Source organism: Kibdelosporangium philippinense (assembly GCF_021390435.2).
Taxonomy (GTDB): Bacteria; Actinomycetota; Actinomycetes; order Mycobacteriales; family Pseudonocardiaceae; genus Kibdelosporangium; species Kibdelosporangium philippinense.
Window position 1 is genome coordinate 2,432,169 of sequence record NZ_JAJVCN010000001.1, and the last position, 15,483, is coordinate 2,447,651.

General features: G+C 66.6%; 18 protein-coding genes. 11 read left to right on the forward strand and 7 right to left on the reverse strand.

The genetic code is table 11. The annotated features are described in order from the left end of the window. Positions 1-61 precede the first annotated feature (61 nt). From LWC34_RS11170 to mshC, 4 genes are all read left to right on the forward strand, one after another. Positions 62-1,147: a sensor histidine kinase gene (locus LWC34_RS11170; RefSeq protein WP_233724916.1), complete on the forward strand. Its 1,086-nt coding sequence runs from the start codon at positions 62-64 to the stop codon at positions 1,145-1,147. Between the two features lie 53 nt (positions 1,148-1,200). Beyond that, a complete protein-coding gene (locus tag LWC34_RS11175) occupies positions 1,201-1,797 on the forward strand; it encodes a response regulator transcription factor (RefSeq protein ID WP_233724917.1) in 597 nt (198 codons plus the stop codon). A 112-nt stretch (positions 1,798-1,909) separates the two neighbouring features. Then, positions 1,910-2,854 (forward strand): hypothetical protein, encoded by a 945-nt coding sequence (locus LWC34_RS11180; protein ID WP_233724918.1) that lies wholly within the window; start codon positions 1,910-1,912, stop codon positions 2,852-2,854. Positions 2,855-2,958: 104 nt separating this feature from the next. Further along, positions 2,959-4,197: a cysteine--1-D-myo-inosityl 2-amino-2-deoxy-alpha-D-glucopyranoside ligase gene (mshC, locus tag LWC34_RS11185; RefSeq protein ID WP_233724919.1), complete on the forward strand. Its 1,239-nt coding sequence runs from the start codon at positions 2,959-2,961 to the stop codon at positions 4,195-4,197. On the opposite strand, the gene LWC34_RS11190 is transcribed toward mshC, so the two are convergent. Further along, complete coding sequence (locus LWC34_RS11190) at positions 4,141-5,016, reverse strand: helix-turn-helix domain-containing protein (protein ID WP_233724920.1); 876 nt, start codon at positions 5,014-5,016, stop codon at positions 4,141-4,143. The genes mshC and LWC34_RS11190 overlap by 57 nt on opposite strands. Positions 5,017-5,102: 86 nt before the next feature. On the opposite strand from LWC34_RS11190, the gene LWC34_RS11195 reads away from it, so the two are divergent. Then, positions 5,103-6,122 carry an aldo/keto reductase gene (locus LWC34_RS11195; protein ID WP_233724921.1) on the forward strand — a complete coding sequence of 340 codons (1,020 nt, stop codon included), beginning with the start codon at positions 5,103-5,105 and terminating at the stop codon, positions 6,120-6,122. Then, positions 6,119-6,856: an aldo/keto reductase gene (locus LWC34_RS11200; RefSeq protein ID WP_233724922.1), complete on the forward strand. Its 738-nt coding sequence runs from the start codon at positions 6,119-6,121 to the stop codon at positions 6,854-6,856. The genes LWC34_RS11195 and LWC34_RS11200 overlap by 4 nt, the downstream gene beginning before the upstream one ends. Before the next feature lie 41 nt (positions 6,857-6,897). Here LWC34_RS11200 and hisG read toward each other — a convergent pair whose 3' ends face one another. Genes hisG through LWC34_RS11215 form a run of 3 tightly spaced genes read right to left on the reverse strand, consistent with a single transcriptional unit; the run spans position 6,898 to position 8,737 of the window. Then, a complete protein-coding gene (gene hisG / locus LWC34_RS11205) occupies positions 6,898-7,743 on the reverse strand; it encodes an ATP phosphoribosyltransferase (protein ID WP_233724923.1) in 846 nt (281 codons plus the stop codon). Between the two features lie 12 nt (positions 7,744-7,755). Continuing rightward, positions 7,756-8,019 carry a phosphoribosyl-ATP diphosphatase gene (locus LWC34_RS11210; RefSeq protein ID WP_233724924.1) on the reverse strand — a complete coding sequence of 88 codons (264 nt, stop codon included), beginning with the start codon at positions 8,017-8,019 and terminating at the stop codon, positions 7,756-7,758. 13 nt (positions 8,020-8,032) lie between these two features. Continuing rightward, positions 8,033-8,737 carry an HAD family hydrolase gene (locus LWC34_RS11215; protein WP_308200010.1) on the reverse strand — a complete coding sequence of 235 codons (705 nt, stop codon included), beginning with the start codon at positions 8,735-8,737 and terminating at the stop codon, positions 8,033-8,035. Between the two features lie 205 nt (positions 8,738-8,942). On the opposite strand from LWC34_RS11215, the gene LWC34_RS11220 reads away from it, so the two are divergent. Continuing rightward, positions 8,943-9,788, forward strand: coding sequence for a PAC2 family protein (locus LWC34_RS11220; protein ID WP_233726412.1), 846 nt, complete (start codon positions 8,943-8,945; stop codon positions 9,786-9,788). On the opposite strand, the gene LWC34_RS11225 is transcribed toward LWC34_RS11220, so the two are convergent. Genes LWC34_RS11225 through LWC34_RS11235 form a run of 3 tightly spaced genes read right to left on the reverse strand, consistent with a single transcriptional unit; the run spans position 9,785 to position 11,509 of the window. Next, positions 9,785-10,297 (reverse strand): alpha/beta fold hydrolase, encoded by a 513-nt coding sequence (locus tag LWC34_RS11225; RefSeq protein WP_233724925.1) that lies wholly within the window; start codon positions 10,295-10,297, stop codon positions 9,785-9,787. The two genes, LWC34_RS11220 and LWC34_RS11225, sit on opposite strands and share 4 nt — an antisense overlap. Then, positions 10,194-10,637: an alpha/beta fold hydrolase gene (locus LWC34_RS11230; RefSeq protein WP_233724926.1), complete on the reverse strand. Its 444-nt coding sequence runs from the start codon at positions 10,635-10,637 to the stop codon at positions 10,194-10,196. The genes LWC34_RS11225 and LWC34_RS11230 overlap by 104 nt, the downstream gene beginning before the upstream one ends. A gap of 2 nt (positions 10,638-10,639) precedes the next feature. After that, the gene (locus tag LWC34_RS11235) at positions 10,640-11,509 is read right to left on the reverse strand and encodes an alpha/beta fold hydrolase (RefSeq protein WP_233724927.1); all 870 of its coding nucleotides are present in this window, start codon (positions 11,507-11,509) and stop codon (positions 10,640-10,642) included. A gap of 320 nt (positions 11,510-11,829) precedes the next feature. On the opposite strand from LWC34_RS11235, the gene LWC34_RS11240 reads away from it, so the two are divergent. The 4 genes from LWC34_RS11240 (at position 11,830) to LWC34_RS11255 (ending at position 15,467) form a co-directional block, all read left to right on the forward strand. After that, on the forward strand, positions 11,830-12,720 hold the full coding sequence (locus LWC34_RS11240; protein ID WP_235728804.1) for a RecB family exonuclease: 891 nt from the start codon (positions 11,830-11,832) through the stop codon (positions 12,718-12,720). A 116-nt stretch (positions 12,721-12,836) separates the two neighbouring features. Continuing rightward, positions 12,837-13,400, forward strand: coding sequence for a TIGR03086 family metal-binding protein (locus tag LWC34_RS11245; RefSeq protein WP_233724929.1), 564 nt, complete (start codon positions 12,837-12,839; stop codon positions 13,398-13,400). Between the two features lie 45 nt (positions 13,401-13,445). Then, positions 13,446-14,576: a site-2 protease family protein gene (locus LWC34_RS11250; RefSeq protein WP_233724930.1), complete on the forward strand. Its 1,131-nt coding sequence runs from the start codon at positions 13,446-13,448 to the stop codon at positions 14,574-14,576. Positions 14,577-14,639: 63 nt separating this feature from the next. Continuing rightward, positions 14,640-15,467 (forward strand): tRNA (adenine-N1)-methyltransferase, encoded by an 828-nt coding sequence (locus LWC34_RS11255; protein ID WP_233726413.1) that lies wholly within the window; start codon positions 14,640-14,642, stop codon positions 15,465-15,467. Positions 15,468-15,483 lie beyond the last annotated feature (16 nt).

Here is a 15,483-nt window from a genome sequence, read left to right on the forward strand (position 1 = left end):
ACGAGAACATCCGGCGCCGATGTTGCTTGTCCTGGTATTCCGATGGTGCGCGTTCGCATGGATGGCGATCGTCGCGGCCATCGGCGGCCAGGTACGCGAGCAGGCAGCCACACTTGCCGTGGCCGCATTGGTACTGACGTTGGGCTGGACGGCGTGGCTGACGCTCGCGGCCGTGCGCCGGTCGGATCTGGTTCTCGCCATCGACCTCGCACTGGCCGTCGCGCTCGTGCTCGCCGGTGGACTTTTCCATCCAGTACAGCATGTTCTGACAAACCATCCGTCGGTGACGGGCGCGTATCCGATGGCAGCGGTCGCGGCATGGGCCGTGGTACGGCGAGTCAGCGGTGGCGTGCTCGCCGGAGGGATTGTCGCTGCCGTCTTGCCGTTCGCCTACGAGTTGAATCGCGCGTCGGTCGCAGAGCTGTCCTTCTCGCAAACCCTGGCCATGACCGCGTCCGGTCTGTCCTATGTGCTCGTCGGGGCGGCAGTGGGGACCGCGTCCACGCAGTTCGACCGGCTGGCGCAAGCGTTGGCGCGCAGCAGTTCGGAGGCGGCACGGTTGGCCGAGGGGGAACGGCTGGCCGCGCGAATACACGATGATGTGCTGCAACACCTGGCTTTACTGCAGCGCAAAGGACTGGACCTGGCGTCCCGCGGTGACGTGCGGCCGGGGGAGGTGCGCGCGTTGATGGCTGAGGTTCGCGCACAGGAGAAAGCGTTGCGTGACTTGGTTGTTCCTGGTGCGCTGGTCGCGCCACCAGGTTCGGCTTCGCTGACGGCTTTCTTGGAACAACTGCCAGGTTCGTACGGCGATCTGGAGGTGCTGGTGCTGGCGAGTGGGCCGGTAGTCATGCCGGAGATAGAGACAGCCGAGGTCGTCGCGGCGGTCAAAGAGGCGCTGACCAACGTGGTCAAACACGCGAAGGCCACTCAGGCATGGGTTTCCGTGTTCGATGAGGATCCGGGCACGACCGTGTTCGTGCGGGACAACGGCGTCGGGTTCACCTTCGTGGAGGACGCCGCCATGGCGGCCGGGCGGTTGGGGCTGTTGGTGAGCGTCCGAGCCAGGATTGAGCGGATCGGCGGCACGGTCGCGATCAACGGCCGTCCTGGCCGAGGGGCCGAGATCGAGCTGCGGCTGCCCTGATCGGTGCCCGGAAGGGCGCCTGCCCGCGTGTTCGCCTCGGCAAGCTGGAGATCATGCGGGTACTCATTGTCGACGACCATCCGTTGACCAGGAACGGAGTACGGGCCGGGCTGGATGGCGGCCTGATGCAAGTGTTCGAGGCCGGTGACGTCGATGCGGCGTCGCGCAGCCTGGCAGTGGATCGGCCGCACGTGGTGCTTGTGGATCTGAGGTTGGGTGCCTTGGACGGTATCGACTTCATCCAACACGTTGTGGACTGTTGTCCAGATGTGCGCATTCTCGTGCTGTCGCAGGCTTCGCTTGTCGAGGTCGTGCGCGCGATCCGAGCGGGCGCGCACGGTTACGTCAGCAAGGCCGCGCCGACTGCTGAGCTTCGTCGTGCTGTCGCGGCTGTGCTGGACGGTCCTGTCGTGCCACCGGAGTTGGCTGTCCAGCTGGTCAAGGAGTTCCATGAGGGACCAGGATTGTCGCCACGGGAACGTGAGGTGCTCAGGATCCTGGCCCGTGGTTATGACAACCAGGAGATCGCCGCAGAGCTGGCGATCTCGGTGCGGACGGTGAACCGGCACCTGGAGTCCATCAGGGACAAGCTCGGCACCCGGCGCCGGTCGGAGCTGATCCGCATCGCCCGCGCCCGGCTCACTGGGTGAGGTCACCCATCGTCGGGTGAGCTTTATTGGGCATTTTCCCGGTCGGTGTTCATCACGATCATTGAAAGGGTTGCACCTCCTGAAATGATTCCGACGGGAACGGAGATTGTTGATGAAAATTGGAAGAAGGGCGCTGATCGCGGCGGTTGCCGTGCTGAGCGTCGCCGGTTCGGTCCCGGCCGCCGCGATGGCGCAAGCATCGGGTTCGGTCGCTGGTGACACGTGGTACGGCGCCAAACGCAACGAGTTCCGCGACGCCTCCGGCAAGGTCGTCATCTCGGTGTACAGCCTGCGGGCGAGCAACGCCCAGCAGGTCTGGCGTGACCAGATCATCCAGCCAGAGGACGCGGGCATGCTCGCGATCGGTGGCGGTGTCATCGGGGCGAACACCGGGGCAGGTGCGATGGTGACAGCCTCGTATCCGACGACAGATTTTTCCGGCTGGAAGGTGAGCACAAAGGACCATTACACCGCGTCCCCGCATTATATGGAGGCCTATGTCATCGGTATGAGAATTGAGGGGATGAGTACCGAGGAATTGCGGAGCAAACTGTACTTCGACAAGAAGACATCCAGCTGGGGGTCGCATCCGGAAGCCTCCGCGGGACTCGATGGGCGCACGCATGCTCTGCTGGGCGGCGGCTTCAACGTGCGATACAACGGTGCGGGAGTCTTGGCCACTGCCTCGTTCCCGACTGGCGCGAGCTCATGGAAGGCCAGGGCCAAGGATCACATCACCGCGGACTGGGGACAGATCGAGACCTATGCCGTCGGTATCGAACGGAACCTGCCAGTCGGCCGGGTAGAGGCCCAGTTGCCGGGCATCGCGTCCGGAACGCAGTCGCAGCACCCCGCAGCGACGGCGTCGGTGACTCCGGGTTTCGTGCTGACCGGCGGTGGCGCTGAGGCGAAGTACGGCAATGGGTGGGGCAGCATGCTCTGGCAGTTGCAGCCGGCCAGTGGAGTCACGCAGAACTTCACCGCCAGCTCCAAGGATCACCTCCACGTGAGTCCCGCGACGATCGACGTGTACGCGTTGGGTATCAAGATCGTGTGAGCTGGCACAGCGCTGGAGCCGGGCTCTTCCGGCTTCAGCGCTGTGATCCTCCCAACCTATGAGCGGCCAGCTCGTATGCGTGGAGGCCTATTAACCTGACTGACATGCAGACATGGGCGACGACACCGGTTCCACGCGTGGCAGGGACGCCACGGCCACTGCGGCTCTACGACACCGCCGCCGGTGAGGTGCGGCCCACCGCGCCCGGCAAGACAGCCGGGCTGTACGTCTGTGGAATCACCCCGTACGACGCGACCCACCTTGGTCACGCCGCCACCTACCTCGCGTTCGACCTGATCCACCGGATCTGGCTGGACAACGGGCACGAGGTCAACTACGTCCAGAACGTCACCGACATCGACGACCCGTTGCTGGAGCGGGCCGAGCGGGATCAGGACGACTGGGTTGTTCTCGGTATGCGGGAAACCGCACTGTTCCGTGAGGACATGGTCGCTCTGCGTGTTCTGCCGCCGCGTTCCTACATCGGTGCCGTCGAGTCGATCCCCGAGATTGTCGAGGCGATCAGCAAACTGCTGGCGGCGGGGCACGCCTACCGCGTCGAGGACTCCGAGTACCCGGACATCTACTTCGACCACAAAGCCACCGGACGGTTCGGTTACGAGTCGCGCTACGACGAGGCGACCATGCTCGAACTGTTCGCTGAGCGCGGCGGTGACCCCGAGCGGCCTGGTAAACGGCATCCGTTGGACGCTCTGTTGTGGCGGATGGCGCGGCCTGGTGAGCCGTCGTGGGACAGCGAGGTTGGCGCGGGACGGCCTGGTTGGCACGTCGAGTGTTCCGTCATCGCGTTGAACCGGCTGGGGACTGCCTTCGACGTCCAGGGTGGCGGGTCGGATTTGATCTTCCCGCACCACGAGAACAGTGCTGCCCACGCCGAGGCGCTCAGCAGCGAGTTCCCGTTCGCCCGGCACTATGTGCACGCTGGCATGATCGGCTTGGACGGGGAGAAGATGTCCAAGTCCCGTGGGAACCTCGTCTTCGTGTCGCGGCTGCGGGCTGACCGGGTCGACCCAGGCGCCGTGCGGCTGGCTTTGCTCGCCGGGCATTACCGGGAGGACCGGGCGTGGACCGCGGATCTGCTGGCTCAGGGGGAGCGGCGGCTGGGGCGGTGGCGGGACGCGGCGCTGCTGGAGACCGGTCCGGATGCCACGGACACCATCGCGCGGTTGCGTGACCACCTGTCCAACGACCTGGACACGCCGAACGCGCTGCGCGCGGTGGACGCGTGGGCCGACGAGGCGCTCGCGGGCCGCGGAAACGACTCGTCAGCTCCCGTGCAGTTCCGCGACGCCGTCGACGCTCTGCTTGGCGTCGACATTTGATGCTGCCCAACTCGCCAGCAGCCGCAGTTTCTGCTCTGACGGCGAGCCTGGCTCGACCGTGTGCATGGCGAGCATGATGTCTGGTTCGTCGCGCGGGATCATGGATTCGTAGAACACCGTGATCTCGCCGACGACCGGGTGATGCAGGGTCTTCGACCCATACCCGTGCCGGAACACGTCGTGATCGGCCCACCAGCGCCGGAAGTCCGCGTCCCGGACCGACAGTTCGCCGACCAGTTTGGCCAGTTCAGGGTCGTGCGGGTGCTGTCCGGCGTAGAACTGCAGGCCAGCGACGGAGTTGCGCGCGCCGTCTTCCCAGTCGACGTAGACCTCGCGCGCGGCCGGGTTGAGGAACAGATACCGCAGCATGTTGCGCTCGTGCGGCGGCGCTGCGTCGAAGTCCTTGTACAGCGCCTTGGCCAGCATGTTCGACGCCAGGACGTCCATCCGGCGGCCGAGCAGCATCGCCGGGATGTCCGCCATCGACTCCACCGCCAGCCGCAGCCCTTGTCGGACCCGTTGTGGCGGCATAGGGCGTGTTCTGCGCGTAGGTTTGGCCACTGTGTACAAATAGGTGCGCTCGGTTTCGTTCAGCAGCAACGCCCGCGCCAACGCGTCCAGCACTGACTCGGAGACGTTCACACTGCGGCCGCGTTCCAACCGCACGTAGTAGTCCACGCTCACTCCGGCGAGGTGCGCGACTTCCTCACGGCGCAGGCCGGGAACCCGGCGGGTACCTGGCAGATTGGGCAGGCCGACTTCCTCCGGCCTGATCTTGGCCCGGCGCGAGGTCAGGAACTCCCGGAGTTCGGTGTTCATCCTTCAAGCCTATTCGCGACGCACCGCTCGTGCGGGGTACTGGCAGACCCTGTCACGACCAGCGTGACCCGGGTTGTGTTGATGCCATGAAACACAGAGTTCTGGGTGGGACCGGGATCTCGGTGAGCGAGTTCGCTCTTGGCGCGATGACTTTCGGTGAATTCGCCAATGCCGATCACGACGAGTCGGTCCGGATGATCCACACCGCGTTGGACGCGGGCATCAACTTCATCGACACGGCGGACTTCTACTCCCAAGGTGAGTCCGAGCAGATCGTCGGCAAGGCGTTGAAGGGCCGTCGTGACGACGTGGTGGTCGCGACGAAGTTCTTCTTCCCGATGGGTGATGAGCCGAACCACCGTGGCGGTTCGGCGCGGTGGATCAAGCGTGCGGTCGAGGACAGCCTGCGCCGCCTGGACATGGACTACATTGACCTGTACCAGATGCACCGGCCGGACCCGTACACCGACATCGAAGAATCGTTGTCGGCACTGACGGATCTGGTGCGTGACGGCAAGGTCCGGTCGATCGGCTCCTCGACTTTCCCCGCAGAAAAGATCGTCGAAGCCCAGTGGGCCGCGGAAAAGCGCGGCTACCAACGGTTCCGTGCCGAGCAGCCGCCGTACTCGATCCTGACGCGTGGCATCGAACGGGACGTGCTGCCCACCGCCCAGAAATACGGCATGGGCGTGCTGACCTGGAGCCCGCTGATGGGTGGCTGGCTGTCTGGCCGCGTCACGCCCGCCGGAGCGACTGGCCAGCGCGCACAGCTGGTCGGGGACATCTACGACATGTCCGACCCGGCGAACCAGGCCAAGCTCGCCGCGGTCGAGCAGCTGTCCAAACTGGCGGATGATTCCGGGATGTCGTTGCCGCACTTGGCAATCGCGTTCGTGCTTGCGCACCCAGCGGTCACCTCGGTGATCATCGGCGCGAGCAAACCACAGCACCTGACTGACCTGCTGGCCGGTGCGGACATCCGGCTCAGCGAGGACATCCTCGACAAGATCGACGAGATCGTCGCGCCGGGCACCAACCTCAGACAGGGCGACACGTACTACACGCCGCCAGCCATCGCCGACAAGCGCCTGCGGAGAACGGCATGAAGTACCGAGTCCTTGGCACGACCGGCATCACCGTCAGCGAATTCGCTTTCGGCGCGATGATGCTCGGCCTGTATCAGATGCACCGGCCCGATCCGCACACCGACATCGACGACTCACTGGCCGCACTGTCCGATTTGGTCAGTGCGGGCAAGGTCAGGGTGATCGGCTCGTCGAGCTTCCCGGCCAGCGAGATCGTGGAAGCCCAATGGGTGGCCGACAAACGCGGTCACCAGCGGTTCCGCACCGAGCAGCCGCCGTACTCGCTGCTCACGCGCGGGATCGAGGCCGACATCCTGCCGACCGTGCGGCGCCACGGGATGGGCGTGCTGACCTGGAGCCCGCTGGCGGGCGGCTGGCTGTCCGGCCGGGCCGACCCGGCTGCGACGAGCGAGGTCCGTGCCCAGTGGGGTGGCATGTTCGACCGGTCCGACCCAGCGAACCAGGCCAAGCTGGTCGCGGTCGAACAACTGTCCAACGTGGCCGCCGAAGCCGGGATTTCGTTGCCGAACCTGGCGATCGCGTTCGTACTGTCGCACCCGGCGGTCACTTCGGTGATCATCGGCCCGAGCAAGCCGCATCACCTGGCTGACCTGCTCGCGGGCGCGGAGATCCGGCTCAGCGAGGACGTTCTCGACCAGATCGACGAGATCGTCCCGCCGGGTACGAACGTTCGGCAGGGCGACGTGTTGTCCACGACGGCAGCCATCGTGGACAAGCGCCTGCGTCGTTTCTGAGTGGTAGCGCGGTGGCCGTGACCGGCCACCGCGCGATTGGTTTACAGGCGGCAGGAGCGGATGTCCGAGGCCAGGATGGCCTTGGCACCGATCGCGGCGAGCTCGTCCATGATCGGGTTGGCACGCTTGCGCGGAACCATCGCCCGCACGGCGACCCAGTCGGGATTGGCCAGCGGCGCCACCGTCGGCGACTCCAGACCGGGCGTGACCTCGAGTGCGTTGTCCAGCAAGGTTTTCGGGCAGTCGTAGTCCAGCATCATGTACTGCTGCGCGAAAACCACACCTTGCAGGCGCGCGGTCAGCTGCTCTGCCTCCGGCGACGCGGTCGTTCCCGCCCGGATGACCAGCACCGCCTCGGACACGCAGATCGGCTCGCCGAACGCGACCAGGTTGTGCTGCCGCAACGTCCGGCCGGAGCCGACGACGTCCGCGATCGCGTCGGCAAGGCCGAGCTGGACCGAGATCTCCACGGCACCGTCAAGCCGGATGACGTCCGCCTTGATGCCGTGCTTCTCCAGGTCGTCACGGACCAGCCGAGGGTAGGCGGTGGCCAGACGCTTGCCGTCCAGGTCGGCCATCGTCCACTCGCGGCCTGCCGGAGCGGCGTAGCGGAAGGTCGAGCCGCCGAAACCGAGGCCAAGCCGCTCGACCACCGGCGCGCCCGACTCCTGCGCCAGGTCACGGCCGGTGATGCCGAGGTCGAGATCACCGGAGCCGACGTACGCGGCCACGTCCTTCGGCCGCAGGAAGAAGAATTCCACCTCGTTGGCCGAGTCGAGCACGGTGAGGTCGCGCTGCTCACCCCGCTGCCGGTACCCGGCCTCGGTCAGCATCTCCGACGCGGCCGCGGCCAGCGCCCCCTTGTTGGGTACGGCGACACGCAACATGGCAAAGACTCCTCAGAGATAGCGGTAGATGTCGTCGAGGGACAGTCCGCGCCCGATCATCAGCACCTGGACGCGGTAGAGCAGCTGGGAGACCTCCTCAGCCAGATGCTCGTCGTCCTCATGCTCGGCGGCCAGCCACACCTCACCGGCCTCTTCCAGCACCTTCTTGCCCTGCGCGTGCACACCCGCATCCAGCGCCGCCACGGTGCCCGAGCCGTCAGGCCGGGTCCGCGCGCGCTCACTGAGCTCGGCGAACAGTTCGTCGAACGTCTTCACACCGAGAATCTTTTCATCCCAGCTGGACAGCACTCAAAGCGCCGAGGGTGAACGCGTCGACACCAACGAGCGAATTCCGCACGGTCCACCGCTCGCCCGGCTCGATCGGCACCTCCGCGGGAACGACCAGGACAGTGCAGCCCGCGGCCACCGCCGACTGCATCCCCAGTGGCGAGTCCTCGATCGCGACGCACCTATCAGCGGGAACGCCCAGCAGGTCGGCGGCCATCAGGTACGGCGTCGGGTCCGGCTTGTTACGCCCGCCGACCTCGTCGCCGCAGATCGTCGCGGCGAAGAAAGTACGCCCGATCGAGTCGAGCGCGACCTCGGTGAGCGCACGCTCAGTCGATGTGACCAACGCCATCGGCACGTTGTGGTCACGCAGCGACGCCAGCACCTCCCGTGCACCTGGCCGCCACGGCAAGTTCACCCGGAACAGTTCCATCGTTCGCTCGGTCAGCCAGGTCGCCGCCTTGTCCATCGCGGCGCGGTCCTGCTCGAGGTCAAGCGACGCGAAGATCTCAAGCATGGTGTTGTCCATGTTCGAGCCGACGACCGCGTCCCTGGTCTGCTGCGACAGCGTCCCGCCGAGCTGTTCGGCCAGCTCGTGCAGGCCGACGTCCCAGAGCTTCTCCGAGTCGATCAGCGTCCCGTCCATGTCCCACAGCACGGCCTCAGGCACGCGTGTCAACGAGTCCCCCTTCGTGTAGTCCTTCACGATTCGGTGAATGTGGCAGGCACACCCGTTGCGCCATCCGCGACCGCGACACGCGCAACGAGGGCGTCAAGCAGCGCAGATGGCACATCAACAGGGTACGTAGCGCGGGTGTGGTCCAACTGCCCTCTCGGGGTCGTAGGCTTGGCAAGTGACCGATCACGACCCGCAGAGCACCGCCGGCACCCCAGCGCTCGTCGAGCCAGTCATGGTGTGCGCCTTCGAAGGATGGAATGACGCGGGCGACGCGGCGAGTACGGCGATCGAGCATCTCCAACTTACCTGGGACGCGTCCCCGCTCGCGGACATCGACCCGGACGATTACTACGACTTCCAGGTGACCAGGCCGACCGTCAAGCTGGTCGACGGCGTCACCCGGCGCGTGGAGTGGCCGACGACCAGGCTGTCCACCTGTCGTCCGCCTGGCTCGTCCCGCGACATCGTCCTCGTCCACGGCATCGAACCGAACATGCGCTGGCGTAAGTTCTGCGCGGAGCTGCTGGAACACATCGAGCGCCTCGGCGTGACCACGGTGGTCACCCTCGGCTCGATGCTGGCCGACACGCCCCACACCCGCCCTGTCCCGGTGACCGGGACGGCGTACGACGCGGCTTCAGCAGCCCGCTTCGGCCTTGAGCGGTCCCGCTACCAGGGTCCGACCGGCATCGTCGGGGTTCTGCAGGACGTGTGCGTACAGGCTGGGATTCCGGCGATCTCGCTGTGGGCCGCGGTGCCGCACTACGTGTCGCAGCCGCCGTCACCCAAGGCGACGCTCGCGCTGCTGCACCGCGTCGAGGAGGTCCTTGACGTGGAAGTCCCGCTCGGCGCCCTGCCGGAGCAGGCCGACGAGTGGCAGCGGACGGTCAGCGAGATGGCCGAGGAGGACGAGGACGTGAGCAACTACGTCCGCGCCCTTGAGGAGCGCGGCGACGCGGCCATCACCCTCAACGAGACCAGCGGCGACGTCATCGCCGCGGAGTTCGAGCGCTACCTGCGCCGTCGTCGCCACGGCGGCCCTGGACGCGGCCCGCGCTCCCAGGAAGGGCCCAGCTAAAGGGTTTTCACCAGTTCGTCGAGCCCGGTCGGGATTACCTTGCCGGTCACCGACATATGGCCGTCGTCGGGTTCCAGATGGGCCACGGCGTTCGGCACGTGCGCGGCCAGCCACTCGCCGTGCGTGAGCGGGACGTTCGTGTCCAGCGCGCCCTGCCAGATGAACGTGGGCACGGCTATGCCCGACAGCTCGAAACCCCATGGCTGCGTGAACGCCAGATAGTCATCGGTGTAACCGTCGATGCCGGTGCTCAGGCCTTCGGCGAAGCACTCGGCGAAATCGCGGGTGAGCTCGTCGGTCATCACCGCCTTGTCGACCGGCGGCATCATCCCGACCAGGGCATTCGGGCCGGTGGCTGCCATGGCGGCCGCCGCCGAGGCTTCGTTGAGCGGGCGGATACCGGCCTCACCATGCGCCGCGGTGGTTTTGAACTTGTTTTCGTTCGACGCCACCATGTTCTTGAAAAAGCCCGGGATGCCGAAAGGCGCGAGGCTGGCGATCGACAGCACGCCCGTCACCCGATCCCGCAGCAACGCGCCACAGGCCAGCGCGTGCGGCCCGCCGCCTGAACCAGCCCATCATCAGGCAGCGCGGCTCGGCAAGGTGATCAAGGATGCCCTCGACGTCCCCGGCGGCAGAGGCGACGGTCCGGCCTGGTTGCCGCGTCGAGCGGCCCCAGCCGGGACGGGAGAACGTGACCAGGCGCAGGCCATGCTCGTGCGCGGTCCGTTGCAGGACGCTGATCTGGACACACGACCCTGGAGTGCGGTGGTGCAACACCAGGGGAGTGCCGTTCTCCGGCCCGGTCACCAGCACATCCAGCTGGCGCCCGTCAGGTAGGTCGATCAAGGTCATAGCGTCTTGACCAATTCGTCGATCCCCGTGGTGAACGCTTTGTCCATGATGGACAGATGGCCGTCGCCGGTTTCCAGGTGCGCGACGGCATTCGGGACGTTCGCGACGAGCCACTGGCCATGGGCGAACGGGACCATCAGGTCTTCGCTGCCCTGGTAGACGAACGTGGGCACGGTGATGCTCGCCAGCTCGAAGCCCCACGGTTTGACGAACGCCAGGTCATCGTCCAGCCAACCGTCCACACTGCTGCCGAGCGCTTCAGCGAAGTTCGCCGCGATGTCATTGACGAGCTCGCCGGTCAACGCCGCCTCGTCGGGGGCAGACAGCAGACCCGCGAAGCCCGCGGCGATCATGTCCGGATCGTTGGCCGCCATCGACGGCGCCGCTTCCTCCAAGGCAGGACGCAGTACGGCTTCGCCTTTCTCGGCGAGCGAGAACTCCTCGATGTTCGGCTCACCCATCCCGGCGAGGAAGTCCAGATCCGGCTGTCCCGCTGGGGCGATTCCGGCGACAATCAGCGCGCCCGTCACCCGATCGGGCAGAAGTGCGGCACACGCCAGCGCGTGCGGCCCGCCGCCCGACCACCCGGCGACCACGCATCTCGGTGCCTCGAGGTGGTCGAGGATCGCGGCCACGTCCGGCGCCGCCGCTGCGACGTCCCGGCCTAGCTGCCTCGTGGACTTGCCGTACCCGGCGCGCGAGAACGTCACCAGCCGCAGGCCACGCTCGTGCACGTTGCGTTTGACGTAGCTCAATGGGACGACAGCACTCGGCGTGCCGTGGTTGAACACCAGCGGAATCCCGTCTTCGGGTCCACTGACCAGCACATCGAGTACGCGCCCGTCCGGCAGCTCGAGAATCGTCACGCTGTCACTGTGCCCCGCGATCGCCGGTTCCGCAGCGCTAGCACCAGCTGAGACGACTTGTTGCCATGGGGCTTGGCCGAACCTGATACCCACGGCTTTGTCGCGCCGGTCGTTTACGCACCGCAACACGCCCGACGCCGCCCCAACCACCGCGGTGAGCAGGTACTGAGCGGTGTCGGCTGTGTGGGGCGGGGTGGACCTGCGGTTGGGGGTGGGCGGCCCCGCAGGGGGGCGGAATGTAAACAGTCTGGCTTTGGCGACAAAGCCCGTCCTCGCGGAGCGAGGACTATTCAGAACTGTCAGACCCCTCGCCTACTGTTTTGGGCGTGACGGTGCCTGAGGAAGCGGTCCCATCGGACGTGACGACCGAGGTACGGCGGCGCCCTGCGTTGTCGCCTTCTCGTGCCAGTGACTTCAAGCAATGCCCGTTGCTGTACAGATTCCGTGCCGTCGACCGGCTGCCCGAGATCCCGACCAAGGCCCAGGTCCGCGGCACGGTCGTGCACGCGGTCCTCGAGCAGCTCTACGCACTGCCCGCCGCCGAGCGTGTGCCAGCGACCGCGCACCGGCTGCTGCAGCCGGCGTGGGCCAAGCTCAGCGAAGAAGCCCCTGAACTTGCCGGGCAGCTGTTCGGCGAAGGCGACAGCCTGGACGACTGGCTGGCCTCAGCGGGCGAGATGATCGACGGGTACTTCACCCTGGAAGACCCGCGCAGGCTCGAACCCGAGGCGTGTGAGCTGCTGGTTGAATCCGAGCTGCCGTCCGGTGTGCTGCTCAGGGGCTATATCGACCGGCTTGACGTGGCGCCGACCGGCGAGATCCGGGTGGTCGACTACAAGACCGGCGCGGCGCCTCGGGAAATCGGCGAGGCCAAGGCGCTGTTCCAGATGAAGTTCTACGCGCTGGTGCTGTGGCGGCTGCGCGGGGTCGTGCCAAGGCAGTTGCGCCTGATGTACCTGTCCGACCGGCAGTCCTTGGCGTACACCCCGGACGAGGCCGAGCTCAAGCGGTTCGAACGAACCCTTGAAGCGATCTGGGACGCGGTCATGCGCGCGGCGAAGACCGGCGACTTCCGGCCGAACAAGAGCAAGCTCTGCGACTACTGCGACCACAAGGCGTTCTGCCCGGAGTTCGGCGGCACACCGCCGGAGTACCCGGGCTGGCCCGAACCGGACTCGGGCACGGAGACCGTGCTCGACCGCACGGACTGAGCCCAGGTGGGACCTCGTGAGTGGTTATGCGGGTTAGAACCCGCATAACCACTCACGAGGTGGCGTTGGGGGCGGGTTGGCGATGAGTTTTGGCGTGAAAAGGAGTCTTACTATGTGTGACTTCACCACTGATCGGCGGGGCTGAGCTGCTTGAGCGGGCCGTCGGGTACACGCTCGGCAGTCTGCTGCTCATCAAACCCGAACTGCTCGGCCGTCCGACGCCCTGCCGTGCGTGGCATCTCAAGGCGTTGCTGCGGCACATGAACGACTCGCTCGCCGCGCTGCACGAGGCTGTCGACAGTGGACACGTCGGACTTCAGGCGGCGACCGGCGATCCGGCGGCTGATCTTGTCGCTGAGCTCAAGGACCGCGCCTGCCACCTGATCGGGGCGTGGACCGCTACGCAACGATCCACGGTGTCGATCGCCGACCGGCAGCTCACCGGTGCGATCGTCAGCTGCGCGGGCGCTGTCGAGATCACCATGCACGGTTGGGACGTGGCCAAGGCGTGCGGTGCCGAGCGTCCCGTGCCCAACGGACTGGCTCATGACCTGCTGGAACTTGCCGAGCTGTTCGTGACAGAGCACGACCGGCCAGGCCGGTTCGCCGCGCCCGTGCCGATCAGCAAGGACGCGTCACCCACTGACCGATTGGTCGCATTCTTAGGCCGTATCCCGTAGCGCGGCACACGACAGTTCAACATCAGGCCCCTTAGGCTCGACACCATGACCACGATCCGCAGGAGCGGCCGCGTCGCTGGAGGCGATGGCGGGTTGCTGCTGTTCCGGATCTCGGGTGTCCCGGTGTTGCTGGCGCCGTCGTGGTGGCTTGGTTCGCTGGCCATCGTGCTGCTGTACACGCCGCTGGTGGACCGGTTGCTGCCCGGCGTCAGCGATGGCACGGCCCTGCTGCTGGCGTCGGCCTTCGCGGTTCTGCTCGGTGCGTCCGTGCTCGCCCACGAACTCGGCCATTGCGTGGTCGCGTTGCAATTCGGCCTGCCAGTGAGACGAGTCCGTCTCTTCCTGCTCGGCGGGATCTCGGAAGTCGCTCGAACACCCCGCAAGCCTGCGCATGAAGGGCTCGTGGCCGCCGCTGGTCCTGGCGTGTCCATCGTGCTCGCTGCCTTGTTCGGAATGGCTTTGCTGGTCGGCCCGGACGAAGGCGCGATCTGGGTCCTGTTGCTCGAATGCACGGCCGCGAACCTCGTGGTCGCCGTGTTCAACCTCCTGCCAGGGCTGCCGTTGGACGGCGGCCGGATGCTGCGCGCGGGAATCTGGGCGATGACCGGGCGCCGATCGAGTGGCACGCTCGCGGCCGCCATCGGTGGCGGACTCGTCGCGGCCGCCCTGCTGGTCTGGGCAGTGATCGGGATCGCCGAGGACAGCCCGGACAAGTGGCTGCGGCTCGGCGTGTGCGTGCTGACGGCGTGGTTCGTGATCGCGGGTGCGGCAGGGGAGTTCTCCGCCGAACAACGCCGGACGTGGCCAGAGGGCTTGCGGCTGGCCGACCTCGTGCAGCCGGTTCTTCAGCTTCCGGCGGAGAGCCCGGTCGCGGACGCGCTCGGCGCCTCAGCGGGCCGGGGCGTGGTTCTTGTTCGTGCGGACGGTATCGCGGCCGGGTTGCTCGACCGGGACGCGGCGGAGCGGCTGGCCAGTCAGTCGCCGTTGTCCCCGGCGGAACACGCGGCCGAGCCGATCCGTCCGGAAATGGTCCTGCTCGACTCCGAGTCGGGTGAGGAGATCATCGAACGCGTCGCCGAGACGGCCGCGTGGCAGTTCCTCGTCCTCGACGAGGAGGGCCGCCCGTCGGGTGTGCTGCGCCGCGAAGACCTCAAAGCAGCCCTGCGTAACGCCTGATCCAGGCGGGATGCCACGATATGTGGCCAGACGGGTCACGAGGGAGTAGTGCGCGAGGTGTCGGTGAGCAGGGCGAGCGGCCCGTTCCGTAAAGGTGATCGGGTACAACTGACCGACCCGAAAGGCCGGCACTACACGCTGGTGCTCGAAGAAGGCGGCCAGTACCACACCCATCGCGGCGCGCTGGCGCACGACGATCTGATCGGCGCCCCCGAAGGTTCGGTGGTGACGTCGGTCGGCGGCACGTCATTCCTGGCACTGCGCCCATTGCTGCCGGACTACGTGCTGTCCATGCCCCGCGGCGCACAGGTGATCTACCCCAAGGACGCGGCTCAGATCGTCATGTGGGGAGACATCTTCCCAGGTGCACGCGTCCTGGAGGCAGGCGCCGGATCGGGTGCGCTGACATGTTCACTGCTGCGCGCGGTGGGGGACACCGGCAGCGTGACGTCCTATGAGGTCCGTGACGACCACGCCGATCACGCGCGGCGCAACGTAACCCAGTTCTTCGGTGAGCAGCCCGCGAACTGGACGTTGAACGTCGCCGATCTGGCCACGCACACCGGCGAAGTGGACCGGGTAGTGCTGGACATGTTGGCCCCGTGGGAAATGCTTGACGTGGTCAAGGAGAACCTTATCCCCGGCGGGGTTTTGGTGGTTTACGTCGCGACAGTGACGCAGCTGTCCCGGGTCACCGAAGCCTTGCGAGAACAGCAATGCTGGACCGAGCCGCAGTCGTGGGAGACGCTGCACCGGCCTTGGCACGTCGTCGGGCTCGCGGTTCGCCCCGACCACCGGATGATCGCGCACACCGCGTTCCTGCTCACCGCCCGCCGGTTGGCTGACGGTGTTGTGGCGCCCAGGGTTCAGCGGCGGTCAGGCAAGCACTGAAGCAAGGTAGGTCGTG